Source organism: Abyssibius alkaniclasticus, assembly GCF_020447305.1.
GTDB lineage: Bacteria > Pseudomonadota > Alphaproteobacteria > Rhodobacterales > Rhodobacteraceae > Abyssibius > Abyssibius alkaniclasticus.
In genome coordinates, this window is sequence record NZ_CP095732.1 from 236,097 (window position 1) to 260,829 (window position 24,733).

25 protein-coding genes are annotated in these 24,733 nt (G+C 61.9%); 6 read left to right on the forward strand and 19 right to left on the reverse strand.

Annotated features, from left to right (window positions below; genetic code table 11):
- Positions 1–9: 9 nt before the first annotated feature.
- The 9 genes from pal to ruvC all read right to left on the reverse strand — a co-directional run bounded on the left by pal (position 10) and on the right by ruvC (position 7,104).
- Positions 10–513, reverse strand: coding sequence for a peptidoglycan-associated lipoprotein Pal (gene pal, locus LGT41_RS01290; protein ID WP_274128194.1), 504 nt, complete (start codon positions 511–513; stop codon positions 10–12).
- A gap of 94 nt (positions 514–607) precedes the next feature.
- Positions 608–1,936: a Tol-Pal system beta propeller repeat protein TolB gene (gene tolB / locus LGT41_RS01295; protein WP_274129619.1), complete on the reverse strand. Its 1,329-nt coding sequence runs from the start codon at positions 1,934–1,936 to the stop codon at positions 608–610.
- 18 nt (positions 1,937–1,954) lie between these two features.
- Positions 1,955–3,160: a hypothetical protein gene (locus LGT41_RS01300; protein ID WP_274128195.1), complete on the reverse strand. Its 1,206-nt coding sequence runs from the start codon at positions 3,158–3,160 to the stop codon at positions 1,955–1,957.
- A 4-nt stretch (positions 3,161–3,164) separates the two neighbouring features.
- Complete coding sequence (tolR, locus tag LGT41_RS01305; protein ID WP_274128196.1) at positions 3,165–3,635, reverse strand: protein TolR; 471 nt, start codon at positions 3,633–3,635, stop codon at positions 3,165–3,167.
- Positions 3,636–4,337 (reverse strand): protein TolQ, encoded by a 702-nt coding sequence (gene tolQ / locus LGT41_RS01310; RefSeq protein ID WP_274128197.1) that lies wholly within the window; start codon positions 4,335–4,337, stop codon positions 3,636–3,638.
- 125 nt (positions 4,338–4,462) lie between these two features.
- Positions 4,463–4,864, reverse strand: coding sequence for a tol-pal system-associated acyl-CoA thioesterase (gene ybgC, locus LGT41_RS01315; protein WP_274128198.1), 402 nt, complete (start codon positions 4,862–4,864; stop codon positions 4,463–4,465).
- A 1-nt stretch (position 4,865) separates the two neighbouring features.
- A complete protein-coding gene (gene ruvB, locus LGT41_RS01320) occupies positions 4,866–5,894 on the reverse strand; it encodes a Holliday junction branch migration DNA helicase RuvB (RefSeq protein WP_274128199.1) in 1,029 nt (342 codons plus the stop codon).
- Positions 5,891–6,589 carry a Holliday junction branch migration protein RuvA gene (ruvA, locus tag LGT41_RS01325; RefSeq protein ID WP_274128200.1) on the reverse strand — a complete coding sequence of 233 codons (699 nt, stop codon included), beginning with the start codon at positions 6,587–6,589 and terminating at the stop codon, positions 5,891–5,893. The genes ruvB and ruvA overlap by 4 nt, the downstream gene beginning before the upstream one ends.
- Positions 6,586–7,104: a crossover junction endodeoxyribonuclease RuvC gene (ruvC, locus tag LGT41_RS01330; protein ID WP_274128201.1), complete on the reverse strand. Its 519-nt coding sequence runs from the start codon at positions 7,102–7,104 to the stop codon at positions 6,586–6,588. The genes ruvA and ruvC overlap by 4 nt, the downstream gene beginning before the upstream one ends.
- A 261-nt stretch (positions 7,105–7,365) precedes the next feature.
- On the opposite strand from ruvC, the gene LGT41_RS01335 reads away from it, so the two are divergent.
- A complete protein-coding gene (locus LGT41_RS01335; protein WP_274128202.1) occupies positions 7,366–7,590 on the forward strand; it encodes a DUF1127 domain-containing protein in 225 nt (74 codons plus the stop codon).
- Between the two features lie 112 nt (positions 7,591–7,702).
- On the opposite strand, the gene LGT41_RS01340 is transcribed toward LGT41_RS01335, so the two are convergent.
- The 3 genes from LGT41_RS01340 to rpsD all read right to left on the reverse strand — a co-directional run bounded on the left by LGT41_RS01340 (position 7,703) and on the right by rpsD (position 10,718).
- A complete protein-coding gene (locus LGT41_RS01340) occupies positions 7,703–8,563 on the reverse strand; it encodes a 50S ribosomal protein L11 methyltransferase (RefSeq protein ID WP_274128203.1) in 861 nt (286 codons plus the stop codon).
- A 49-nt stretch (positions 8,564–8,612) separates the two neighbouring features.
- The gene (locus LGT41_RS01345) at positions 8,613–9,821 is read right to left on the reverse strand and encodes an MFS transporter (RefSeq protein ID WP_274128204.1); all 1,209 of its coding nucleotides are present in this window, start codon (positions 9,819–9,821) and stop codon (positions 8,613–8,615) included.
- Between the two features lie 276 nt (positions 9,822–10,097).
- Complete coding sequence (gene rpsD / locus LGT41_RS01350) at positions 10,098–10,718, reverse strand: 30S ribosomal protein S4 (protein WP_274128205.1); 621 nt, start codon at positions 10,716–10,718, stop codon at positions 10,098–10,100.
- 256 nt (positions 10,719–10,974) lie between these two features.
- Here rpsD and LGT41_RS01355 point away from each other — a divergent pair, with 256 nt between their 5' ends.
- Both LGT41_RS01355 and rlmJ read left to right on the forward strand, forming a co-directional pair.
- Entirely contained in the window at positions 10,975–11,679 is a 705-nt protein-coding gene (locus LGT41_RS01355; RefSeq protein ID WP_274128206.1) for a hypothetical protein, read from the forward strand.
- A 9-nt stretch (positions 11,680–11,688) separates the two neighbouring features.
- A complete protein-coding gene (gene rlmJ, locus LGT41_RS01360; protein WP_274128207.1) occupies positions 11,689–12,462 on the forward strand; it encodes a 23S rRNA (adenine(2030)-N(6))-methyltransferase RlmJ in 774 nt (257 codons plus the stop codon).
- A 9-nt stretch (positions 12,463–12,471) separates the two neighbouring features.
- Here rlmJ and LGT41_RS01365 read toward each other — a convergent pair whose 3' ends face one another.
- Positions 12,472–12,648, reverse strand: a complete 177-nt coding sequence (locus LGT41_RS01365) for a hypothetical protein (RefSeq protein ID WP_274128208.1) — start codon at positions 12,646–12,648, stop codon at positions 12,472–12,474.
- Positions 12,649–12,740: 92 nt separating this feature from the next.
- Entirely contained in the window at positions 12,741–15,077 is a 2,337-nt protein-coding gene (locus LGT41_RS01370) for an adenosylcobalamin-dependent ribonucleoside-diphosphate reductase (RefSeq protein WP_274128209.1), read from the reverse strand.
- A gap of 152 nt (positions 15,078–15,229) precedes the next feature.
- Here LGT41_RS01370 and LGT41_RS01375 point away from each other — a divergent pair, with 152 nt between their 5' ends.
- Both LGT41_RS01375 and LGT41_RS01380 read left to right on the forward strand, forming a co-directional pair.
- On the forward strand, positions 15,230–15,655 hold the full coding sequence (locus tag LGT41_RS01375; RefSeq protein ID WP_274128210.1) for a DUF1489 family protein: 426 nt from the start codon (positions 15,230–15,232) through the stop codon (positions 15,653–15,655).
- 142 nt (positions 15,656–15,797) lie between these two features.
- Positions 15,798–16,424, forward strand: a complete 627-nt coding sequence (locus LGT41_RS01380) for a peroxiredoxin (RefSeq protein WP_274129620.1) — start codon at positions 15,798–15,800, stop codon at positions 16,422–16,424.
- Here the strand turns inward: LGT41_RS01380 and LGT41_RS01385 are convergent.
- From LGT41_RS01385 to aspS, 5 genes are all read right to left on the reverse strand, one after another.
- On the reverse strand, positions 16,421–17,137 hold the full coding sequence (locus LGT41_RS01385) for a GNAT family N-acetyltransferase (RefSeq protein WP_274128211.1): 717 nt from the start codon (positions 17,135–17,137) through the stop codon (positions 16,421–16,423). The two genes, LGT41_RS01380 and LGT41_RS01385, sit on opposite strands and share 4 nt — an antisense overlap.
- Complete coding sequence (locus tag LGT41_RS01390) at positions 17,137–17,829, reverse strand: HAD family hydrolase (protein ID WP_274128212.1); 693 nt, start codon at positions 17,827–17,829, stop codon at positions 17,137–17,139. The genes LGT41_RS01385 and LGT41_RS01390 overlap by 1 nt, the downstream gene beginning before the upstream one ends.
- Complete coding sequence (locus LGT41_RS01395; protein WP_274128213.1) at positions 17,829–18,344, reverse strand: DUF1993 family protein; 516 nt, start codon at positions 18,342–18,344, stop codon at positions 17,829–17,831. Before LGT41_RS01395 ends, LGT41_RS01390 begins: the two co-directional genes overlap by 1 nt.
- A gap of 244 nt (positions 18,345–18,588) precedes the next feature.
- Positions 18,589–19,308 carry a hypothetical protein gene (locus LGT41_RS01400; RefSeq protein WP_274128214.1) on the reverse strand — a complete coding sequence of 240 codons (720 nt, stop codon included), beginning with the start codon at positions 19,306–19,308 and terminating at the stop codon, positions 18,589–18,591.
- Positions 19,301–21,076 (reverse strand): aspartate--tRNA ligase, encoded by a 1,776-nt coding sequence (aspS, locus tag LGT41_RS01405; RefSeq protein WP_274128215.1) that lies wholly within the window; start codon positions 21,074–21,076, stop codon positions 19,301–19,303. Before aspS ends, LGT41_RS01400 begins: the two co-directional genes overlap by 8 nt.
- Positions 21,077–21,364: 288 nt before the next feature.
- Here aspS and carB point away from each other — a divergent pair, with 288 nt between their 5' ends.
- Positions 21,365–24,694 (forward strand): carbamoyl-phosphate synthase large subunit, encoded by a 3,330-nt coding sequence (gene carB, locus LGT41_RS01410; RefSeq protein ID WP_274128216.1) that lies wholly within the window; start codon positions 21,365–21,367, stop codon positions 24,692–24,694.
- The last annotated feature ends 39 nt before the right edge of the window (positions 24,695–24,733 follow it).

Sequence of the window (24,733 nt, forward strand, 5' to 3'; positions counted from 1 at the left end):
CCGGCACCACTAGCTGTTCATGCCGCCGGAAACGACGGTCACAGCGCGGCGGTTTTGCGACCAGCAGGCTTCGGTGGAGCAAACCGCAAGCGGACGTTCCTTGCCGTAGGAGACGACCGAGATCCGGCTTTCCAGAATGCCCTGGCTGACCATGTAATTGCGCACGGCAGCCGCACGGCGCGCGCCAAGTGCAAGGTTATACTCGCGTGTGCCCTGCTCATCGGCATGGCCCTCGATCAGGATCACGCGGTCGGGATACTGGCGCAGCCAGGCGATCTGCGCATCCAGCACGGCCTGGCTTTCGGGCGTTACGGTCGACTGGTTCACCTGGAACAGGATCGTGTCACCGATACGCTCGTTGAAATATTCAAGGCTGCTTTCCTCGATCGGGCCGCCATTGGCACCATTGGCGCCGCCATCGGCGCCACCGCGGTTGCCAAACGGACCCCCGTTCTGACATGCGGCAAGCGTCAATACGCCCAGTGCCAGCGCTGCGGATTTCACTATATTCATAAGACCCTCTGCTCGGTTTGATTTGGCGGCAAGTTTAGCAGGTTTGACGCAGCTTTGAAGTGGTGTTTCGCCAACGGGCCCAGATCGGCGGAACCTAGCGCAACAGGCCCGACCAGGCCGGGTCTGAGGCGAAATTGCCCGCCGTTGGCACCATGCGCATTGTGCGGCCAGAAAGGTCTACCGAAAAGATTTGCGGTGCGCCATTCTCGCCAGCGGTTTCACGAAAGAACATCAGCACGCGGCCATTCGGCGCCCAGGTGGGGGCTTCATCCAGAAAGCTTTCGGTCAACAAACGCTCGCCCGTGCCATCGACGTTCATCACGCCGATATGGAAGCGCCCTGCCAGAATTTTGGTAAAGGCAATCAGATCGCCGCGCGGCGACCAGACCGGCGTGGCATAGCGCCCCTCGCCGTTTGAAATGCGCACAGCCTCGCCACCGCCTGCCGGCATGACATAAATCTGCTGCCCGCCGCTGCGGTCGCTTTCAAAGGCAATGCGGCTGCCATCGGGCGCATAGCTTGGCGCCGTATCAATGCTGCCATCGGTTGTCAGCCTTGTGGCCTCACGCGTGGCAAGGTTGACCGAGTAAAGATCGGTATTGCCGCCCTGCTCCATCGACATGACCACGCTGGCACCATCGGGTGCAAATCGCGGCGCGAAAGTCATGTTCAGCGCATCGGCCAGAAGCACCTGGCGCTGGCCGGTATCGAGATTCATCAAAAACACCTGCGGTGCGCCATTCTCATAGGATGTGTAAAGCACATCGCGCGCATTGGGCGCAAAACGCGGGGCCAGCACAATGGCGCTGTCATCGGTCAGGAATTGCAGGTTGGCACCGTCATAATCCATAACCGCAAGCCGCTTCAGCCGTGCATCTTTCGGCCCGTTTTCGGCCACGAACACCACGCGGCTGTCGAAATATCCGCCCTGCCCTGTCAGGCGGGTGTAAATCGTATCGGCCAGTTTATGCGCCATGCGCCGCCACTGCAACTGGCTGCCGGCAAGCTGCACACCATCGCCAATCGGGCGCTGGGTGACCACATCGAACAGGCGGAACTTCACCGTCAACTCGCCCGTCGCACTGGCCGCGACCGAGCCGATTACCAGAATTTGCGCGGAAATTGCCCGCCAGTCGGCAAATTCGATCGTGGCGTTGATGCTTTCCACCCGCCCGATATGCGCCTCTTGAGGGATTTCACGAAACAGGCCCGTGCCCGTCAGGTCGGATGTGATGACCGAGGCGATATTGGCGGCATAATCCCCCGCATCGGGGGTTTCGGGCACGAAACGCGCCAAGGCAATGTTCATCGGTTCGATCACACCGCCGGAAACATCTATCTCGATAACCGGCCGCTCTTGCGCACCAAGCGGGGCTGCGACAAGCGCCAGAAGCAGGGCGATGATCGTTTGAAAGCGCGAGATCAACATGGCGTATTCCTATCAGTTGAACCCGATGCCGCGCACCGGGTCGAAATTGAGTATAAGCGTTGCGCCGTTCGGGAACCGGTCGGCGGGCAGGCGAATGGGGGCGGCAGAACGAATGGCACGTTCGGCGGAATCAAAGGCAATGCGGAAATAGCCGGTCGGGTTCATCGGCTCCACCGGCTCAACCGCACCGATAATCGCGCCATTCCCGTCGAGCGTTACGGCGACGCGCACGATATATTGCTCGTAATTTGGCTGCTCAAGAATGAGCTGCTTGTTCCAGTTGGCTGCAACGCCCTGCGCAATCGAGGCAACCTCCGGCCCGGTCAGCGAAGCGTTTTGGGCCGAGGCTGCGGTTTCAGCCTCGGCTTCGCGCAGCAGGGCCTCAATCTGGGCGGCTTCTTCATCAATCGCCGCCTGCCGCGCGGCGGCTTCGGCGGCTTCACGGGCCTGCGCGGCCACACGGCGCGAAACTTCGGCGGCGGCTTCAACCGCCTGTGCGGCTGCGGCCATGTCGCGCGGGCGGCGCACCGGCATCGAAGAAAGCTCGACGCGTTCGGCGGCGATCGGCGCATCTTCCACCGCTTCGGGCTGGATTTGCGATGTCGCTTCCTGCGGGGCGGTTGCCACGGTCTCGGGCTGCGGGGCTTCGGCACCCGCATCGGGGCTGACCTCGGGGCGCACTTCGGGGGCCGTTTCGGCCTCGGGCGGCGGGGCTTCGGCGGGGCTTGTATCTATTCGCGGGGCGGCGCGGGGCGGCGGCGGGGTCAGGCTGGTCACGGTGGTGTTGCGCTCGTTGCCGTCTGAATTCGCCTGCGGCATGGTCGGGGCGGCTTCGGCCACGGGCTGCTCGAAGCGCGGACTGTCGATGCTGACCGGCGTTGAAACGCTGGCCGGGCGGCGCAGCGGCGTCAGATCGGCGGCAACATCCGGGGTTTGCGGTGTTTCCACCGACTCCAGTTCACTGGCCTGCGGGGCTTCATCGCTGGCGGGGGCCGGGGGCGTTTCACCCGCTGCTTCGGGGGCTGCCTGCGGGGCGGGCTCGTCCAGCACCTGCGGCGGGGCCGAGGCTTGCGCATCGAGCATTTCGGCGGAAATCATCGTCACCTCGGCCACGGCAAGCTGGCGCGGGGCGGGGGGGGTGTTATCCAACGCGCCCAGGCCGACCATTACCAGAAGGCCAGCATGGAAGGCGCCCGATATGACCTGGCCCGCCTGCATCGCGCTACTGCCCGGTGCCGTCCAGCGTCGGCCCGCCGGATTCCGTTACCAACCCGATATTGTTGAACCCGGCGGCGTTGAGCGCGCCCATGACCTGCATGACCGTATTGTAGGAATTGCTGCCATCGGCGCGCAGAAAAATCTTGTCATCCTGCCGCTCGGCGGCCACGGCGCGCAGCGTCACAATCAGCCGCTCCATCTCGACGGGTTCGGATTGCAGCATCATCTCGCCATTCGCGCCAATGGCCAGCGTCAGCGGCTGTTCATTCTCGCTGGGCAGGGAATTGGCGGCAGTGCGCGGCAGTTCCACCGGCACACCCACGGTCAGCAGCGGGGCGGCAACCATGAAGATGATCAGCAAAACCAGCATCACATCCACAAAGGGTGTTACGTTGATTTCAGACATCGCCCGGCGGGTGTTGCGCTGTGTGCGCCCCCGCCGCCGACTTTCCGGTTTCATCGTGCCTGCGCCCATTTAACTGCTCCGGTCCAACTGGCGTGACAGGATCAGCGAAAACTCGTCGGCAAAGGCCTCTTGCTCGCTTGTCAGCTTGTCGGCATCGCCCGAAAGCTTGTTGTAGAAGATAACCGCCGGAATTGCGGCCAGCAGGCCCAAGGCGGTGGCCAAAAGCGCCTCGGCAATGCCGGGGGCCACAACCGCAAGGTTGGTGCTTTGGCTTTGCGCAATCTGCTCAAAGGCGCCCTTGATGCCCCAAACCGTGCCGAACAGCCCCACAAATGGCGCAATCGCACCCACGGTTGCCAGAAACGCCAGGCCGGCATTCAGCTCGTCGCCCGCACGGCCAAGGGCAACATTCATTGCCCGGTCAATCCGCGCCTGAGCGCCGGCAAAAAGCGCCCCATCGCTGCGATGGCTGCGCCGCCATTCCGACATGCCAGCAAAGAAAATCCGCTCCAGCGCCGAACGCGGCGAATTGCCCAGGCGCGTGTAAAGCTCGTCCAGCGGCTCGCCCGACCAGAACGCGTCTTCGAACATCAGCGCATCGCGGCGCGCGCGGCGGTAATTGATGAATTTCTGGATGATGATCGACCACGACCAGAACGAGGCCAGCAGCAAGACGATCATCACAATCTTTACGGTCAAGGTGGCCCGCAAAAATAGGGCCATCAATGAAAAATCGAGCTGCGATGCAGCGTCAAGTACTTCGGTTCCCATAGGCCTGCTCTTTGTTAATCCGCGCTTGCGCGTCATTATCCCGCTTATGCTGCGAGTGTCGACAGTTTAGCGCAATTTAGTGCGCTTGTGCCTAAAAATCTTGAAACTGTCCAGATATCGGCCCGTCAGGGCGCCGGGGCGGCCAGCATCTGGCGGATATCCGCCGGAATGCGCAGCGCACGGTCATGCGGTCCAAGGCAAACGAGCCGCACTTCCGCCGTGAACAAAACCGTATCCCGGCGCAAAACCCGCTGTGCCATTTCAATCGTCGCGCCCTTGAGGGCGGTGATTTCGGTTTCCACAACCAGTTCATCATCAAACCGCGCGGGCAGCAAATAATCCGCCAGCACACGGCGCACGGCAAACACAATCCCGGCTTCGGCCTTCAACCGCCCCTGATCAACCCCCAAAGCCCGCACAGCCTCACTCCGCCCACGTTCGATGAACTTGAGGTAATTGGCGTAGTAGACGATGCCCGCAAGGTCGGTATCTTCGTAATAGACGCGGAGGGGGTGGGTGTGGGTCATGCTACTTCCCCCCAAACAAATCACCCGGCGCGGGTTTGGGCGCTGGCAGTCCCAGATGCGTCCAAGCCCTTGGCCCCAGCATCCGCCCGCGCGGGGTGCGTTGCAGCAGGCCCTGTTGCAGCAGGAAGGGTTCGATCACCTCTTCGATGGCGTCGCGCGCCTCGGACAGCGCGGCGGCGATGGTTTCGACCCCGACCGGGCCGCCGCCGTAATGTTCGGCCAGCAGGCGGAGGTAGCGGCGGTCGGCGCCGTCAAGGCCAAGGTCGTCGACGCCAAGCCGTGTCAGCGCCATATCGGCGATTTCCCGCGTTACCTTGCCATTACCTTCGACAATCGCGAAATCGACCACGCGGCGCAGCAGGCGGCCGGCAATACGCGGGGTGCCGCGCGCGCGGCGGGCAATTTCCAGCGCGCCATCGGGGGTGGCATCGGCCTTCAGCAGCCGTGCGCCGCGTTCGACAATCAGCACCAGTTCCTCGACCGTGTAAAACTCCAGCCGCGTGGGAATGCCGAACCGGTCGCGCAGGGGCGTGGTCAGCAAACCAAGCCGCGTTGTGGCCCCGACCAGCGTGAACGGCGGCAGGTCGATGCGCACGGTGCGCGCCGCCGGGCCTTCGCCGATCACCAGATCAAGCGCGAAATCTTCCAGCGCGGGGTAAAGCACCTCCTCAACTGCCGGGTTCAGGCGGTGGATCTCGTCGATGAACAGCACATCGCACTCATCCAAATTGGTGAGGATGGCCGCAAGGTCGCCCGCCTTGGCCAGAACGGGGCCGGAGGTCATGCGGAAATTCACCCCAAGCTCGCGCGCGACGATCTGCGCCAAGGTGGTTTTGCCAAGCCCGGGCGGGCCGTAGAACAGCGTATGGTCCATTGCCTGGGCGCGCTGCCTGGCCGATTGGATGAAGACCGACAGGTTGGCACGGGCCGCCTTCTGGCCGACGAATTCGTCCAGGGATGTCGGGCGTAACGCGCGGTCGGCATCGGCGGGGCGGGCTTCGGGGCGCAAATCGGGGTCGGGCTCGCTCATGAATTCACCTGCGGGGCGAGCAGGCGCAGCGCGGCGCGGATAAGGTCTGCGCTGCCGGTCACATCGCCACCCGCAGCTTGCGCAACTGCGGCCGCCGCCTCGCCCGGTGCATAGCCAAGGTTGACAAGGGCCGAAAGCGCATCGGCCTGATCATTGGCACCCTCGGCCGCATCTGGCGCAAGGCCGGACATCGGCGGCGCTGGCGCCGCCGCCTGCGCCGAAAGCGGCGCAGGGTCGGCGGGCGCGCCCGCCGACATGGCCGGCCGGGACCCTGCCGCACCCATTGCCATAATCGCGGGCGCCTTGGTTTTCAGCTCCAGCACCACGCGTTGCGCAATTTTCGGGCCGATCCCGGGCGCCGCCTTGATCGCGGCCTGATCACCCAAAGCAATCGCGCGGCCCACGCCTTCCGGCCCCAATGTGCCAAGAATGGCCAAGCCCGCCTTGGCGCCCACGCCCTGCACGGTGGTCAACAACCGGTGCCATTCACGCTCGACCAATGTCGGGAAGCCGAAAAGCTGCAGCAGATCCTCGCGCACCAGCAATTCGGTATAAAGCGCGACCATGCCGCCGGGCTTGGGCATCATCGCCAAGGTCCGCTCGGAACAATAGACAAGGTAGCCAACCCCGCCGGTATCAACCAGCACATGATCGGCCCCCTGATAGTCCAGCCTGCCTGTGATCTTGCCGATCATGCCGCACCCCTCCCGCCTGCCTTGCTCAGCGCCGCATCGAGCCGCCCGCCAAAGCGGGCATGATGCGCGTGGCACAAAGCAATGGCCAGCGCATCGGCGGCATCGGCATTCACAATGTCAATATTGGGCAATTGCAGCCGCACCATATGTTCCACCTGCGCCTTTTGCGCATGGCCCACGCCAACAACGACCTTCTTGACGGCATTCGGCGCATATTCCGCCACCTCCATCCCCGCCAAAGCGGGCACGAGCAGCGCAATCGCCCGCGCCTGCCCCAGTTTCAGCGTCCCGGCCGCATCCTTGTTCACAAAGGTCAGTTCAACCGCCGCATGGGTGGGGGTATGGGCGGCAAACACCGCCTGCAATTGCTCGAAGAGTTGCAATAAACGCGGGGCAAGCGGGCCCGCATCTGATTCGCATAAACCGTTTGCGACATGCGAAATGCGGTTGCCACTTATATCGACAACCCCCCAGCCGGTGCGCCGCAACCCCGGATCAATGCCAATTACCCGCATATGCCTCTGCTTTTTTTACTTTTATTCGCTTCAACCCGACTAGCACGAAACAAGAACATTAGCCAGAAATAAACACCTTCATCCTGTGATCGACACTCGCCCCTCCATTCGCGACATTTCGGGGGCGAGCTATGCAATGCCTGCATTACGGGACTGTCAAAATGACAATTGTGCAGGCGCACAATCCCCCCTAGATGGGGCGCATCCGCTGCACAGTCAGGGATCTCGATTTCCGAGGCTCTCTTCATAAGGATTACCAAAATGGCCGTGTTTGAAACAACCAAAGCTGCACCGATCAGCTCCATCGCTACCTTCCGCATCGTGTCGATCATCGACAATGCAATCATGTCGCTGCGCAACTGGTTCACCGCTCGCGCAACCAGCAAGGCACTTGCCAATCTGAGCGACGCGCAGCTGCGTGACATCGGCCTTGATCGTGGCACGATCAACGACGTTTCGCGCCGTCTGGCATCTGGCCGCAACTAAGCCCGGACGCAAAACATGCAAAATGACTAAAAAGCCGCCCCGAGGGCGGCTTTTGTGATTCTGGCGTTTGTGATTCCGGCGTTTGTGATTCCGGGGGCCGGTGTTCCCGCCCCTAGCGGCGCAACACCAGCGTGGTCCATTCGCCGATTTCTCGCCGCTGCTGGCGCAAAAAGCCAAATCCTTCATAAACCTTTTCCACCCCCGTGGCCTGCCGGTTCAATATCCCCGACAGGACCAGCATGGAACCCGGTGCCGTATGCGCGGCCATATCCGGTGCCATTTTGCGCAGGGGCATGGCCAGGATATTGGCGAAGATCAGATCGAACGGCGCCCGGGCGCGGATGATGGGCGCGCGAAAGCCAACCGCCGTTACCGTGGCAATGCGCCCGGCCAACCCGTTGGCGATGATATTGGCGCGCGCGGTATCGGTGGCCACCTGGTCAATATCGCTGGCCAGCACCGCAGCCGGATAGGCCCGCGCCGCCGCCATTGCCAGAACGCCGGTGCCGCTGCCGATATCGGCCACATTGCGCGCCACAAAGCCTTTGCGCAGCAGATCATCCAGCGCCATCAGACAGCCTTGTGTTGTGCCATGATGGCCGGTGCCAAAGGCCATTGCCGCCTCGATCTCCAGCCCGATCAGATGCTTTGGAACCGTGTCGCGGTCATGGCTGCCGAACACCACAAAGCGGCCCGCGTAAACCGGCGTAAGCTCGCGGCGCACCTGGGCGACCCAGTCGCGGTCCTCCACCCGGCTGATGACAAAGGGCTTTGCCCCATGCGCAGCCGCCAAAAGATCCAGCGCCACATCATCGGGTTTTTCGGTGAAGTAAACGCCAACTTCCCAAAAGCCGCGCCCGTCTTCGATTTCGAAAATTCCGGCGGCAACAGGGTCGAGCCGTTCCGAGGCATCGGCAAGCGCCTGTGCGAAGGCTTCCCCCTTCAGGGTTGTCAAAGCGGTCCAGGTGGCCATTGGGTCTCCTTTTGCTATACGGGCAGCCGTTTGTGCAAGGCTGGCCAGATCAGGCGGCGCGGCGTGCGAATATGGTTTCGCGCCCGGGTTCGGGATGGCGCGGGATGAGCATCGCCAGCCCCAGTGAGCAGGCCGCCATCATCGCAGCCAGGCCAAACACGCCGCCCGGTGTGGCCAGCCACAGATAGCCCAGCACGGCTGGCAGAAACACGGCCGCGATATGATTGATCGTAAAGGCCGCCGCGGCTGTCGGGCGTATATCGGCGGGGTCGGCGATTTTTTGGAAATAGGTCTTCTGCGCGAAGGCGAGGGCAAAGAACAGATGGTCCAGCACATAGAGCGCGGCCGCCAGCCACAGGCCCCAGTTGAAGTAGTAGATGCCGGCATAGGCCAGAAACACGAAGGTCAGCCCGCTATATTCGAACATCAGGGCGCGCCGCTCGCCCCAATGGGCCACGGCGCGGCCCATAAGCGGCGCCACCAGCATGTTGACAAGGTAGTTGATCAGAAACAGGGCGGCAATTTCATGCACGCGAAAGCCGAAGCGTTCCACCATCATGAAACCGGCAAAAACCACGAATATCTGCCGCCGCGCGCCCGCCATGAACTGCATCAGATAGTAAAGCCAGTAGCGGCGGCGCAGCACGATGCGGGTGTTTTGTATGGTTTTTCCCTGATATTGCGGAAAGGCGATGAAGGCAAAAATTGCCAGCGCGACCGTTGCACCGCCCGCCAGCATGTAAACGAAGTTATATGACAGGCCAAACAGGCTCCAGCCGACCACCAGCGCGCCATAGGCAAACAGCGCCGCACCCGAGCCGACCGCAACCATCCAGCTTATCAGCTGCGGTGCGCGCGCCTTGTCGATCCACTGCAATTGCAGCGACTGGTTGATGGTTTCAAAATAGTGAAACCCGATCGAGCCGATAAGCGTGGTCGCCAGCAAGCCGCCAAAACTGGGAAACTGCGCGGTCAGCGCCACGGCAACACCCAATGTGGCCAGCATGACCAGCCCCAACACCTGCTCGCGCATCAGCACCAGAAGCGCGACAACCCCGACCGCCAGAAAGCCCGGAATTTCACGCACGGTTTGCAGCCAGCCGATTTCGACGCCTGTAAACTGCGCACGCTCGATGACAAAATTGTTCAGCAGCGCATTCCATGTGGCAAATGCCAGCGGTTGTGCCGCGGCCATCAGAATGAGCAGCGCAACAGGGCGGCGCCAGAAGGCCTGGCCCGCACCGTCCTCCACCGACATTCTGGTGCGTCCAGCAAACTGCATGGCAAGCCGATACCGCGTTTCTTGCGGCTCTGCCAGCAGATTATTCAGCACTATTTTGTGTGATTACATGAACAAGACAAAACCTTGCGTTTTATAAATGTATCCACATAAATTCTTTGGAAGGGTGCAAGGCGCGCGACCGCGCCGCGCGGCCGCCGAACACGGCCGCAACCACGCCGCACCCACGCCGCACCCACAACGAAAAAGGGCCACATTTCTGCGGCCCTTTTGCGTAGCTCCGGCGGTGCCGGCTTAGTTTTTCGCGTAAAATTCGACCACGAGGTTCGGTTCCATAACCACCGGATAGGGCACATCCGAAAGCGTCGGGGTGCGCACGAAGGTTACAACCAGTTTGCTGTGGTCGCAGTTCAGATATTCCGGCGTGTCACGCTCGGCCGAGGCCACGGCTTCCAGCACCAGTGCCATCTGCTTGGAGCGCTCGCGCACTTCGATCACGTCGCCCTCGTTCACACGATAGGACGGGATGTTTACTTTCTTGCCATTCACGGTCACATGGCCGTGGTTCACAAACTGGCGGGCCGCAAACACGGTCGGCACAAGTTTGGAGCGGTAGACAACCGCATCGAGGCGGCGTTCCAGCAGGCCGATCAGGTTTTCGCCGGTATCACCCTTGATACGCTCGGCTTCCCCATAGATGCGGCGGAACTGTTTTTCGGTCAGGTCACCATAGTAACCCTTCAGCTTCTGCTTGGCGCGCAGCTGGGTGCCAAAGTCAGAAAGTTTGTTCTTGCGGCGCTGGCCGTGCTGGCCGGGGCCATATTCGCGGCGGTTGACGGGCGATTTGGGGCGGCCCCAAATGTTTTCGCCCATGCGGCGGTCAATTTTATACTTGGCAGACGTGCGTTTGGTCACGGCTGGATCCTTTCATTGTCTGAAAGGTGCTTTCCTTTCCCCGAAGGGCGACAGGCACTCCCTTGCGGGAACCACAAACACCAATACCGGCCCCCATTGGCCGGATGCGCGGGTTATAGGCATCTGCGCGGCAGAGTCAACAGCCCGCCACCGCCAAACCGCGCGGCACGGCACGCGCCTTGAATCGGGCGGCAATTCCGGCATAGTTGCATCTTTGTCGGGCGCGGGTGTCAGGCGCGGGGCAATCAGGGGATTTATGCGAATCTGTTTTGTCAGCAACAGCCATGCAGGCGCAATAAAGCGCGCAATCGATGCCGATCGCACCATCGCCCGGGGGCACCGGATTGCATTCTTTGCATCTGCCGCCGGAAATTCTGCAAAATACACGTTCATCGACAATGTCATATCCACGCCCGACCCGGATTCCATCCGCTATGCCACGGGCGGCGCCTTCACCCAGATCGCCCCGGGCGATTTTGATGCGCTGGTGTTTTATGGCATCCAGCTTGGCTTTGGGCGCTGGATTTTCCCCGGCAAGGGCGCCGACCACAGCCTTGCAAACTGCTCGTCGGCTTTTCGGGGCGAGTTGATCAACGAAAGGCTGTCGGACTCGCTGGCCATGCAATTTGCCTTTCAGGTGTGCAGCAGCGATGCCTGGAACGCGCAGGTCATCGTGGCCCCGACGCCGGTGCAGGCGCCACCCGAAACCCCGCGCAGCGCGCCATTCTCGATAGAGGTGCTGAACACCGCCGCCACCCGTCTTTGCGCGGGCTTTGGCGCCACATTCGTGCCCCAGCCCCCCGAAACGCTGGACGAGGCGGGCTTCACCCGGGCGCATTTCGCTCAGAATTCGCTAAGGTTCCGCCCCGATGCAGCGCCCCATCCCGAAGATGAGCGCAACCATATGAATGCCGCCTTTGGGGCGCTCATGCTGCGTGACATTCTCGCCGCACTTCGCTAGCAGGGCGCCATGCTGTCCTATCAACACGCCTTTCATGCCGGAAACCCCGCCGATCTGCACAAGCATTTCGTGCTGGCCGGGCTATTGTCGCAGCTTACGCGTAAACCCCGCCCGATTTCCTATATGGAAACCCATGCCGGGCGCGGGCTCTATGACCTGTCCGCACCCGAGGCGCAAAAAACCGGCGAGGCGGCGCTTGGCATTGCCCGCGTCACCCTGCCCGATGGCCCCTATGCGCAGGCGCTGGCCACCACGCGCGCGCAGCATGGCGAAAACACCTATCCCGGCTCGCCGCTCATCGCCCAGACCCTGCTGCGCGACGCCGACCAGTTGCATTTGATGGAGCTTCATCCCGCCGAACACGCCGCGCTGCGGCGCAACCTCATGGGTGCGAACACCCATATCCACCACCGCTCCGGCCCCGAAGGCGTGCTGGCGCTTTCCCCCCCGAAACCGCGGCGCGGGCTGGTGCTGGTCGATCCCTCCTACGAGGTGAAAACCGAATATGAAAGCACGGCGGCCTTCGCCCGCGCGCTGGTGGCCAAATGGCCCGAGGCGCTGGTGCTGATCTGGTATCCGCTTTTGCCCGACAACCGCCACCAGCCGCTGATCAAAGGCACACAAATGCTCCGCCCGCTGCGCCACGAGGTGGCGTTTGACCAGAAAGACGGCCGCGGCATGATGGGCTCCGGCCTGCTCCTGCTCAACCCGCCCCACGGGATAGGGCAGGTGTTTGATGCGGTGGTGCCGGCCTGCACGGGGGTGTTGCGTAGCGCTGCTTAGCTGCCGGTCCTACTTTTTCCCTTTGGGTTTTTCCTGCGTCACAATCGGTTTGTTTGCGCCGGAATTGGACACATAAGGCGTTTTGGCCACGTCCTTTTTCGGTTTCTTGGCTTCCTTGTTGCTGCGTGATTGTCCCTTGGACATGGTGGCACCCTTTGCACAAAACCCGGCGACGATGACATCCACCGCCCGCCCCGGGCCGAAGCACCAGCTTGCGCCTCGGCGCGGGGAAGGTCAATTGTGTGGCAAAGTGATCGGCCAGGAAGCGCGCACCGCCCTCACCCACATTTCGAATGCCCGCACTCCGTGCAGATCATGCAGCCTTCCTGCATCACCAGCGCATATTGGCCGCAATTGGGGCAGGCCGGGCCGCGGGGGCGTTCGGCGGCTTCAACCTTTGGCGCATGGGGGTCGCGTTTCAGCCCCGCGCCGCTGGCGGCCAGAAAGCCGATATCCACCATATGCCCTTCGATCACCCCGCCGATGGCCGCCAGAATGCTCGGCACATAGCGCCCCTCCATCCAGGCACCGCCACGCGGGTCGAACACGGCTTTCAGCTCTTCCACCACAAAGCTGACATCGCCGCCGCGCCGGAAGACCGCCGAGATCATCCGCGTCAGCGCCACGGTCCAGGCGAAATGCTCCATGTTCTTGGAGTTGATGAACACCTCGAACGGGCGGCGCACGCCCTCAAGATAGACATCGTTTATGGTGATATAGATCGCATGTTCGCTATCGGGCCATTTGATCTTATAGGTCCGCCCGTCAAGCTCCTCGGGGCGGGCCATCGGCTCGCTGCCGGGGGCGGCATGGCCAACCACGGGCGCGGCTTCGGTTGACAGGACCGAACCCAGCACATCATTCGGGCGGTAGGTGGTAATGCCCTTCAACCCCGCCTTCCAGGCGCGCAGATACAGCGCCTCGAATTCCGCGAACGGGTAATCGGCGGGCACGTTCACGGTTTTGGAGATCGCCGCGCAAATATAGGGCTGCACGGCGGCCTGCATGGCCATATGGTCGAGCGCCGAAATTTCCAGCGCGTTCACAAAGCTTACCGGCAGGGCGGCATCGCCATGCGCGGCGCGCCAGGCCCGCCAGGCCGGGTCTTCCACGCGATATTCGCGCATGGAATTGTCGGGCTGGCGCTTTTTGCGCGTATAATGCCACGAAAACGGCGGTTCGATCCCGTTGGAGGCATTATCGGCGAAGGCCAGCGAAATCGTCCCCGTTGGCGCGATAGACAGCAAATGGCTGTTGCGCATTCCGCCCTTGCCGATAGCCGCACGAATATCATCCGGCAGGCGGCTGGCCATGCCCGAGGCCAGAAACCTTGACGCCTCGAATTTCGGAAAAGCCCCCTTCTCGCCCGCCAGAACAATGCTGGCCCGATAGGCCGCATCGCGCATGACCCGCGCGATCTGCTCGGCCATTGCACGCGCCTCTGCGCTGTCATATCGCAGGCCCAGCATGATCAGCGCATCGCCCAGCCCGGTAAAGCCAAGCCCGACGCGGCGCTTGGCGGCGGCTTCTGCGGCCTGCTCTGGCAGGGGCCAGACGGTTGCGCTCAGCACATTGTCAAGCATCCGCACGGCCACCGGCACGAGCTTGGCAAAAGCATCAAAATCAAACCGCGCGGTGGGTTCAAACGCATCATGCACAAAGCGCAGCAGGTTGATCGACCCAAGACAGCAGCAGCCGTGGTCGGGGATGGGGATTTCACCACAGGGGTTCGTCGCCTCGATCACCTCGCAATAATGCAGGTTATTCTCGGCATTGATCCGGTCTAAAAACAGCACGCCGGGCTCGGCCGCCCGATAGGTGTTTTGCATGATCTGGTCCCACAGATCACGCGCGCGCACCGTGGCGTAAACCCATTTGCCATCTCCCCGCTGGCTGCCGCCCGCCGCAGGTTCAACCTTATGCACAAGCTCAAAACCGGTATCGGCATCGACCGCGGCCATGAACGCATCGGTAATGCCGACCGAAATGTTGAAATTGTTCAGCCGCCCGGCTTCGGCCTTGGCGCGGATGAACTCGGCAATATCGGGGTGGTCGCAACGCAGCACCCCCATTTGCGCCCCGCGCCGCGCGCCCGCACTTTCCACCGTGGCGCAAGACTGGTCGAACACATGCATATAGCTGACCGGGCCGGAGGCCGCCGAATTCGTGCCCTTCACCCGCGCGCCCTTGGGGCGGATCGCGCTGAAATCATAGCCGACCCCGCCGCCACGGCGCATGGTTTCCGCCGCCATGCGCAAGGCATGGTAAATGCCGACCTTGCCATCGACCGTGTCGGAAATACTGTCGCCCACCGGCTGCACGAAACAGTTGATCAGCGTGACATTGGCAATATCGGTGCCCGCCGCCGAATTGATCCGCCCGCCGGGAATGAACCCCGCATCCAGCGCCGCCCGGAACACCGGCTCCCACTGCGCGGGGTCAGCTTCAACCGCCGCCAGGGCCCGCGCCACGCGGCTGCGAATCGCATCGACCATTGCTTCGCCGTCCAGCGCCTGCTCGGCCCCCTTGGCATATTTCTCACGCAACACATCAAGCGAGACCGCTTGCCAGGCTTCGGCAGTCGTTGAAAAAGCGGTGAATTCTGGCTTGTTCATGGGCAGTATCCGGCGGTTTTGCGGGGTTTTGGCAGGGCAATCACACTACGCGCTCCACCCGCGCCAATCAAGCAAAATAGAACATCCTGTGAACATGGACTCTGCCCGGCTTTGACCCTAATTATCCTTCTGGAAAGGGTCCGCAACGCAATATGGCAAAACTGCACCTCATGAAGCTCTCTGTCGGCACGAATGACATTGCCGACCTTGCCGCCTGGCAGGAATCGCGCCGCCGCGCCACCGGCCAGCCCAGCCAGCATGTCACCCGCATGTGGCCGAAGCGCGCAGCCGAACTGCTCGATGGTGGCTCGATCTACTGGGTGATCAAGGGCGTGATGCAGGCCCGCCAGCGCCTTTTGCGACTGGACGAGGTCATCGGCAATGACGGTATCCGCCGTTGCGCCCTCGTCCTCAGCCCCGAGATCCACCGCACCAGCCCCACACCGCGCCGCGCCTTCCAGGGCTGGCGCTATCTGGCCGAAGACGATGCCCCGCCCGACCTTGGCCCCTACCGCGCCGGCCAGCAAGACCTGCCCGAAGATCTTGAACAGAAGCTCGCCGCCCTTGGTGTTCTCTGATCATCTTTTGCTCATAAATATCCCCGCCGGAGGCATCGACCCTTTCAACACCACCCGCCTGCGGCATCTCACCACCCACTCTTGAAACCCGCGCAATGACCGCTTTAATCCAGTTCAACCAAAGGAGCATATCATGACACAAATTGGTCTACGCATCGGCGATACCGCGCCCGATTTCACCACCGAAACCAGCACCGGCCCGATCAGCTTTCATGACTGGATCGGCAATGGCTGGGCCTATTTCTTCAGCCATCCCGCCGACTTCACGCCGGTTTGCACCACCGAAATGGGCCGCACGGCAAACCTGTCGGCCGAGTTCGCGGCCCGCAACTGCAAGCCGCTCGGCCTGTCCACCGACACGGCTGCCGCCCATCTGAAATGGATCGCCGATATCAACGATACGCAATCCGCCGACCTGCAATTCCCCATCGTGGCCGACCCCGACCACAAGGTCGCGCAGCTTTACGGCATGATCCATCCTTCCGAAAGCGTCACAGCACCTGTGCGGTCGGTCTTCATCATCGACCCGAACAAGAAAATCCGCCTCACCATGACCTACCCGATGAATGTGGGCCGCAATTTCACCGAGATTCTGCGGGTGATCGACGCGCTGCAACTGGCCGATGCCAAGTCTGTAGCCACCCCCGCCGATTGGCAGCCCGGCGGCGATGTCATCATTCCGCCCTCGGTGGATAATGAAAAAGCCAAGGGCCTGTTCCCGCAAGGCTGGGACGAGATCCGCCCCTATCTGCGCGTTCTCAAGCTCTAGACCACATCCCCCAGCCGTCCGGGCTCCGGGCGGCTGGCGGCCTCACCGGCCATGCTTGGCCCAACAATACCTGCCGTCAGGTCGCTCAGCGCCCGCCTCTGGCGGCCCTCATTGTCAAAATTCCCCGCATCCAGCCAAGCCTCAAAGGCGGCGCGCAGCGCGGGCCATTCACCATCGATCGCGGCAAACCACGCCGTGTCGCGGTTGCGCCCCTTCACGACCGTGGCTTGCCGGAACACACCCTCATAACTCAGCCCATAGCGCAGGGCGGCACGGCGGCTGGCCAGGTTCAGCGCGTTGCACTTCCATTCAAACCGCCGATAACCCGCCTCAAAGCTCCATTTCAGCGTCAGGTATATCGCCTCGGTTGCCGCGCGGCTGCGCTGCAATGCGGGCGAAAACGAAATGTAGCCAACCTCGATACTGCCCGCCGCCGGATCAATCCGCAGCAGGCTGAGCGTGCCAAGCGGCACACCATCAACCACCACGGCGAATTGCAGCGGGTCATCCACGGCAATCGCACCCTTTAGCCACGCGGAATAAGCCGAAAGCGTGTCAAACGGCCCGTTGGGCATATAATCCCACATATGGCCATCATCGGCGGCAAAGGCTGCAAACAGCGCGGGCGCATGGGCGGCACCCAGCGGTTCCAACCTGCAATAGCGGCCCTGAAGCGGGGCGCGCGCCGGGCGCGGTGGCGGGGTAAATGGCATCAGATCACCTTCAACACATCATGCAGCTCGGGCATGGCTTCAATCACATGAAAACGCGCAGCCCCCACGGGCGGTTCGGCATGGTCCAGCACCCATTGATGCGCGCTTGGAATATGCACCCCCCACGCGCCGGCCTCCAGCGCCGGAATAATGTCGGATTTCAGCGAATTGCCAACCATCATCGCGCACTCTGCCCCGGTGCCGTGGCGTGCAAACAGCCGCCTGTAAGCCGCGGCATCCTTTTCGCTCACAATCTCGACCGCATCGAAGTAATCGCCAAGACCCGAGGCCGCGACCTTGCGCTCCTGATCGAATAAATCGCCCTTGGTCACAATCATCAGCCGGAACGCGCCCTTGAGCGCCGCCAGCGTTTCCGCCACGCCGGGCATGGGTGTGACCGGATGCGCCAAAATCTCCTGCCCCGCATGTAGGATTTCGCGCAAAGACCGCACCGGCACCCGCTCATCGGTAATTTCAATCGCGGTTTCGATCATCGACAGGGTAAAGCCCTTGGCGCCGTATCCATAGCGTTTGAGGTTACGCCGCTCGGCCGCCAGCAGCCGCGCGGTCAGATCGGCGGGGTCGGCAAACTCGGCCAGCAGCGCCATGAAGCGCGCCTCGGAAATTTTGAAAAATTCCTCATGCGGCCAGAGCGTATCATCGGCGTCAAAGGCGATTGTGCTGAGCGCCATTACAGCACAAACCCTTCGGGATAGCCGTGCAGCCCGTCAAAATCCGCCTTGCCAAGCGGCACGCCTGCGGCGCGCAAATTCGCATAGGCCATTGCATAGTGGAACATGAAATTCGGCATCCCGAACAGGTGCAGAAAATCATGGCCCGATTGTTCAAGAAATGCCACCCCGGCGCGGTGCTGGATGGTGCGGTTTTCGGCAAAATCCTCGGGTTTCAGCGCCGCCAGTTTTGCACGCGCCGCCGCCAGCCAATCGGCCAGCACCTCGCGGCTTGCATCCACCTGCGGCACGCCGGAAACCCGCTTGCCCGCCAGTTTCAGGCAGGTCCGAAGGCTGAAATTGATCGCGGTCGAAAACTGTGCCGAGGCCGGGGCCATATCGGGCGCCAGCCGATGCGCCAGCACCTCGGGTGTTACATCCATCCGCGCCAGAATTGCGGCCATCCGGTCGAGATAATGCAAAAACACCGGCACCGAGGCGCGGTATAAAACGGGGGGTGTGGGTTGGTCTGTCATGGCGCGATGATACGGCGCAAACCCGCCCTGTCCAGCCCGCAGATAGGCAAAGCAGCGTTATGCGCTGCCGCCCGACAACCGCCAGATACCACTTGCCGCAACCCGCGTCCTTGGGCTGGCATTGCGGCAACGATCACCCGGTTCGCGCTGTTGCCAAAAGCCGGGGGCGGTTTTGCGCGCTTGGCGCCGGGCTTGCCGCATTTGCCTTTGCCTGGCTTGTCAGCCGCGTTGCAACGCGCAAAGCCTAGGAAAACAGGCCGGGCACAAGCTTGACCATTTGCGCCGCCGCTAGGCCAAAGGCAAAGCTGGCAAGCATGATTGCCGAAATGACCAGCACATAGCGGGCCAGCAAGGGCAGGGTTTGGCGCGGTTGCGGTTCAGCCGATAGGGCGGCAGGTATGAAAACGATCAACGAAAGCCATATGTTCACCGGCAGTAATATCGCGGCATTCAGCCAGTTTTCATCCATGCGCAGAATTGTCAGCAGCGGGCCGTCAACGATCATGGCGAAAACCACCAGCACAAGCAGCATTTCCAGCCGAGAAAACCGGATACGGGTAAAGACCAATGCGCCCGCCAGCGCCGCGCCGCCAAAGGTGAACAGGCTCCAGATCAGCGACAGGCCCAGAACGCCCCTAAGCGCGCCCAGCCCAACCCCCTGGCTAGAGGCTGCAAACAGCGTTTCGATCGCGCCCGATGCCGCAACAAAACCAAGCGCCAGCAGGAAAAACCGAAGCGTCGCCGCCCTTGGCGCGCGCGGCGCGAAGGCGAGCAGCGCGCGATATTGCCACATCAAAACGCCCGCAAGCAGGGGCAGGACCAGCGGGAACAGCGCCTGCACCAGCCCTGCAAAAATCAGCAGATAGCCCAGAAACGCCACGCTTGGCACGCTCAGCACGCCAAGCACGACCAGCGCCGCCTTTTCAGCCCCTGTCAGCCCGCCTGCGGCTTGCGCCTCAGTCACGCGGAATGCTGCGCAGGTTCAATTCGCGCATCTGCTCGTTGGTCGGCTCGGATGGCGCGCCCATCATCAGGTCTTCCGCGCGCTGGTTCATCGGGAACATGATGACCTGACGGATATTCTGCTCATCGGCCAGCAGCATGACAATCCGGTCAATCCCCGCAGCACAACCGCCATGTGGCGGTGCGCCAAAGCGAAAGGCGTTGACCATGCCGCCAAAGCGTTTTTCAACCTCGTCGCGGCCATAACCGGCAATTTCAAAGGCTTTGAACATGATCTCGGGCTTGTGGTTGCGGATGGCACCTGACACAAGCTCGTAGCCATTGCAGGCAAGGTCATACTGGTAGCCAAGCACATCGAGCGGATCGCCCTGCAGCGCCTCCAGCCCGCCTTGCGGCATGGAAAACGGGTTATGCTCGAAGTCGATCGTGCCGCTTTCTTCGTCCTTCTCGTAAATCGGGAAGTCGACAATCCAGGCAAAGCGGAAAGTGTCGGTCTCAGACAAGCCAAGCTCGGAACCGATCACATTGCGCGCACGCCCCGCAACCGCCTCGAACGCCTTGGGTTTACCGCCAAGGAAGAAGGCGGCATCGCCAACATTCAGGCCCAACTGCTGGCGGATCGCCTCGGTCCGCTCCGGCCCGATGTTCTTGGCCAGCGGGCCGGCGGCTTCCATCCCCTCGCCCTGATCACGCCAGAAGATATAGCCCATGCCGGGCAAGCCTTCCTTCTGGGCGAAGCTGTTCATGCGGTCGCAGAACTTGCGGCTGCCGCCTGTGGGTGCCGGAATGGCGCGGATTTCCGTGCCGTCCTGTTCCAGAATCTTCGCGAAAATCGCAAAGCCCGAGCCTGCAAAATGTTCGGAGACATCCTGCATCTTGATCGGGTTGCGCAGGTCGGGCTTGTCGGAGCCATACCATTTCAGCGCATCGCGATAGGCGATTTGCGGCCAGTCGGTCGCCACTTTGCGCCCGCCGCCAAACTCTTCGAACACGCCCTGAATAACCGGCTGGATCGTGTCAAACACGTCCTGCTGCTCGACAAAGCTCATCTCAAGGTCGAGCTGGTAGAAATCGGTGGGCGAGCGGTCGGCGCGCGGGTCTTCATCGCGAAAACACGGCGCGATCTGGAAGTATTTGTCAAAGCCCGACACCATGATAAGCTGTTTGAACTGCTGCGGGGCCTGGGGCAGTGCGTAGAACTTGCCGGGATGCAGGCGGCTTGGCACCAGAAAGTCGCGTGCGCCTTCGGGCGAGCTTGCCGTCAGGATAGGGGTTTGAAACTCGTTGAACCCTTTGGCCCACATGCGCTTGCGGATGGAGGCGACAACGTTGGAGCGCAGCATCATATTGCCATGCAGCGTTTCGCGGCGCAGGTCGAGAAAGCGGTATTTCAGCCGGGTTTCCTCGGGATAATCCGGCTCGCCGAACACCGGCAGCGGCAGATCGTCGGTGGCACCCAGCACGGTGACGGCGCGCACATAGATCTCCACCTCGCCGGTGGGGATGTTGGGGTTGATCAGTTCTGCATCGCGCGCCTTCACGCTGCCATCGATGCTGATCACCGTTTCGGCGCGCAGTTTTTCGAGTGCTGCAAAGGCCGCGGAATCGCCATCGGCAATAAGCTGGGTAATGCCGTAATGATCGCGCAGATCGATGAACAGCACCCCGCCGTGGTCGCGCACCCGATGCACCCAGCCCGCAAGGCGGACATCCTGCCCGACATGGCCCGCATTCAAGGCGGCGCAGGTATGTGAACGATAGGCGTGCATGGCTGATCCTCGGCTCGATGGGCGGCGCGCGGGGCGCCGCAAACAAATGCCTGATACACTCGGTTGCGCCAATAATGTCAAGTGTTGGGGGCGGTGGCGGGGGCAGATGCCTCCGGCGGGGATATTTAAGAGCAAAAGATGAAGACGCAAATCCATTGGATGCAAACAGGGTTGCGCGCGCCTGTCCAGCGACTATAACCACCGAAATTTACCAGTGCCGCGAATCCGCTTGCCCAAAAGGCAGGCTTGCGCGCGGGCAAGTGGTAGCAGGTGTATTTGGGGGCTGACATGCCGAAAAGAACCGATATTTCTTCCATTATGATCATCGGCGCGGGCCCTATCGTGATTGGGCAGGCTTGCGAGTTTGACTATTCCGGCGCCCAAGCCTGCAAGGCTTTGCGCGAGGAAGGCTACCGTGTCATCCTTGTGAACTCCAACCCCGCCACCATCATGACCGACCCGGACATGGCCGATGCCACCTATATTGAGCCGATCACGCCCGACATGGTGGCCCGCATCATTGAAAAAGAGCGCCCCGATGCGCTGCTGCCCACAATGGGCGGGCAGACGGGGCTGAACACCGCGCTGGCGCTGGATGATATGGGCGTGCTGGAAAAATTCGGGGTCGAGCTGATCGGCGCACGCCGTGAAGCCATTGAAATGGCCGAAGACCGCAAGCTGTTTCGCGAAGCGATGGACCGGATCGGGATTGAGAACCCCCGCGCCACGATCATCGCCGCCCCCAAGCTTGAGAATGGCAAATATGACCGTAAGGCCGGTCTGGCCGAGGCGATGGCGGCGATTGAATTCGTCGGCCTGCCCGCCATCATCCGCCCCGCCTTTACAATGGGCGGCACCGGCGGGGGCGTGGCCTATAACCGTGAGGATTACGAGAAGATCTGTGCGAGCGGCCTTGCCGCCTCGCCCGTGGCGCAAATTCTGGTCGACGAGTCTCTGCTCGGCTGGAAGGAATACGAGATGGAGGTGGTGCGCGACACGGCCGACAATGCCATCATCATCTGCTCCATTGAGAATGTGGACCCGATGGGTGTGCATACCGGCGACAGCATCACCGTCGCCCCGGCCCTGACGCTGACCGACAAGGAATACCAGCTGATGCGCAGCCATTCCATCAACGTGCTGCGCGAGATTGGCGTGGAAACCGGCGGCTCCAACGTGCAATGGGCGGTGAACCCGGCCGATGGCCGCATGGTGGTCATCGAGATGAACCCGCGTGTGAGCCGCTCCTCGGCACTCGCCTCCAAAGCCACGGGCTTTCCGATTGCGAAGGTCGCCGCGAAGCTGGCCGTGGGCTACACGCTTGATGAGCTTGACAATGACATCACCAAGGTCACGCCCGCGAGCTTTGAGCCGAGCATCGACTATGTTGTCACCAAAATCCCGCGCTTTGCGTTTGAAAAGTTCCCCGGTGCGAAGGATGACCTGACCACCGCCATGAAATCGGTCGGCGAGGCGATGGCCATTGGCCGCACGATCCACGAGAGCTTGCAAAAAGCACTGGCCAGCATGGAAACCGGCCTCACCGGTTTTGATGAGATCGAGATCGAGGGTGAAGGTGAAGGCGCGCTGATCGCCGCGCTTTCCAAAGTCACCCCCGACCGGATTCGCGTGATTGCGCAAGCCATGCGCATGGGCGGTTCGGATGATCTGATTCATTCCGTCACCAGGTTCGACCCCTGGTTCCTTGCCCGTATCCGCGAGATAGTGGATGCCGAGGCCGAGATCCGCGCCAATGGCCTGCCTGATAGCGCCGAAGCCCTGCGCGGCCTTAAGATGCTGGGCTTTTCCGATGCCCGCCTTGCCAGGCTGACCGGGCTGGACGAGGCCACAATCCGCGCCACGCGAGGCCGGCTGGGCGTTCATGCGAGCTTCAAGCGCATCGACACTTGCGCCGCCGAGTTCGAGGCGCAGACCCCCTATATGTATTCCACCTACGAAGCCCCGGCGATGGGCGAGGTGGAATGCGAATCGCGCCCGTCCGACCGCAAGAAAGTCGTCATTCTCGGCGGTGGCCCCAACCGGATCGGGCAGGGCATCGAGTTTGACTATTGCTGCTGCCATGCCTGCTATGCGCTGTCCGATGCAGGCTATGAGACGATCATGGTCAACTGCAACCCGGAAACGGTTTCGACCGATTATGACACGTCCGACCGTTTGTATTTCGAGCCGCTCACGCTGGAATGCGTTCTGGAAATTCTGCGCACCGAGCAGCAGAATGGCTCGCTGCACGGCGTTATCGTGCAATTCGGCGGCCAGACCCCGTTGAAGCTGGCCGATGCGCTGCAGGACGCGGGCATCCCGATTCTGGGCACCACGCCCGATGCGATTGACTTGGCTGAAGACCGCGAGCGCTTCCAGCAATTGCTGACCAGCCTTGGGTTGAAACAGCCGGTGAACGGCATCGCCAGCACCGATGCGCAGGCGTTTGAAATTGCCGGCAAGGTCGGCTATCCGCTGGTCATCCGCCCGTCATATGTGCTGGGGGGGCGGGCGATGGAGATTGTGCGCGATACCGAGCAGCTCAAACGTTACATCACCAATGCTGTTACGGTTTCGGGCGACAGCCCCGTGCTGCTCGACAGCTATCTGACCGGCGCGATCGAGGTGGATGTCGATGCGCTGTCCGATGGCAAATCGGTGCATGTGGCTGGAATCATGGAACATATTGAAGAGGCTGGCGTGCATTCGGGCGATTCTGCCTGCTGCCTGCCGCCGCATTCGCTTTCGCCCGAAACCGTGGCCGAGTTGAAGCGCCAGACCGTGCAAATGGCGCTGGCGCTGAATGTCGTGGGCCTGATGAATGTGCAATTCGCCATCAAGGGCGACGATATTTATGTGCTGGAGGTGAACCCGCGCGCCAGCCGCACCGTGCCCTTTGTCGCCAAGGCGACCGATAGCGCGATTGCCTCGATCGCCGCGCGGCTTATGGCGGGCGAGCCGCTTGCAAATTTCCCGCAGCGCGCGCCCTACCCTGCTGGCGTTGGCCCCGACACGCCCTTGCCATTGATGGACAAGCTCACCCTGGCCGACCCGATCACGCCGTGGTTCTCGGTCAAGGAGGCGGTGCTGCCCTTTGCCCGCTTCCCCGGTGTCGACACGCTGCTTGGCCCCGAAATGCGCTCCACCGGCGAGGTGATGGGCTGGGACCGCACCTTCGCGCTGGCCTTCCTGAAGGCGCAAATGGGGGCGGGCGTTGATCTGCCAACCGAGGGCCGTGTGTTCATCTCGATCAAGGATTCCGACAAGACCGAGGCGCTGGCCGACGCGGCGCGCAGCCTTGTTGCACTGGGCTATGAGCTGGTCGCCACGCGCGGCACGGCGAATTTCCTCAATACGGCTGGCGCGCCCTGCACGCTGGTCAACAAGGTCTATGAAGGGCGCCCGAACATTGTCGATATGCTGAAAAACAACGACATCGCGCTGGTGTTCAACACTACCGAGGGCAGCCAGGCGATCAATGACAGCCGTGAAATTCGTGCCGTCGCGCTGATGGACAAGATCCCCTATTTCACCACGGCGGCGGGCAGCATTTCGGCGGTTGCCGCGATTCGCGCGCGCGCCGAAGGCGATGTCAGCGTGCGCACGCTTCAGGGATAGTCGTTTTATTCCAATAGCTTACAGTCTTGCCCCCCTAAA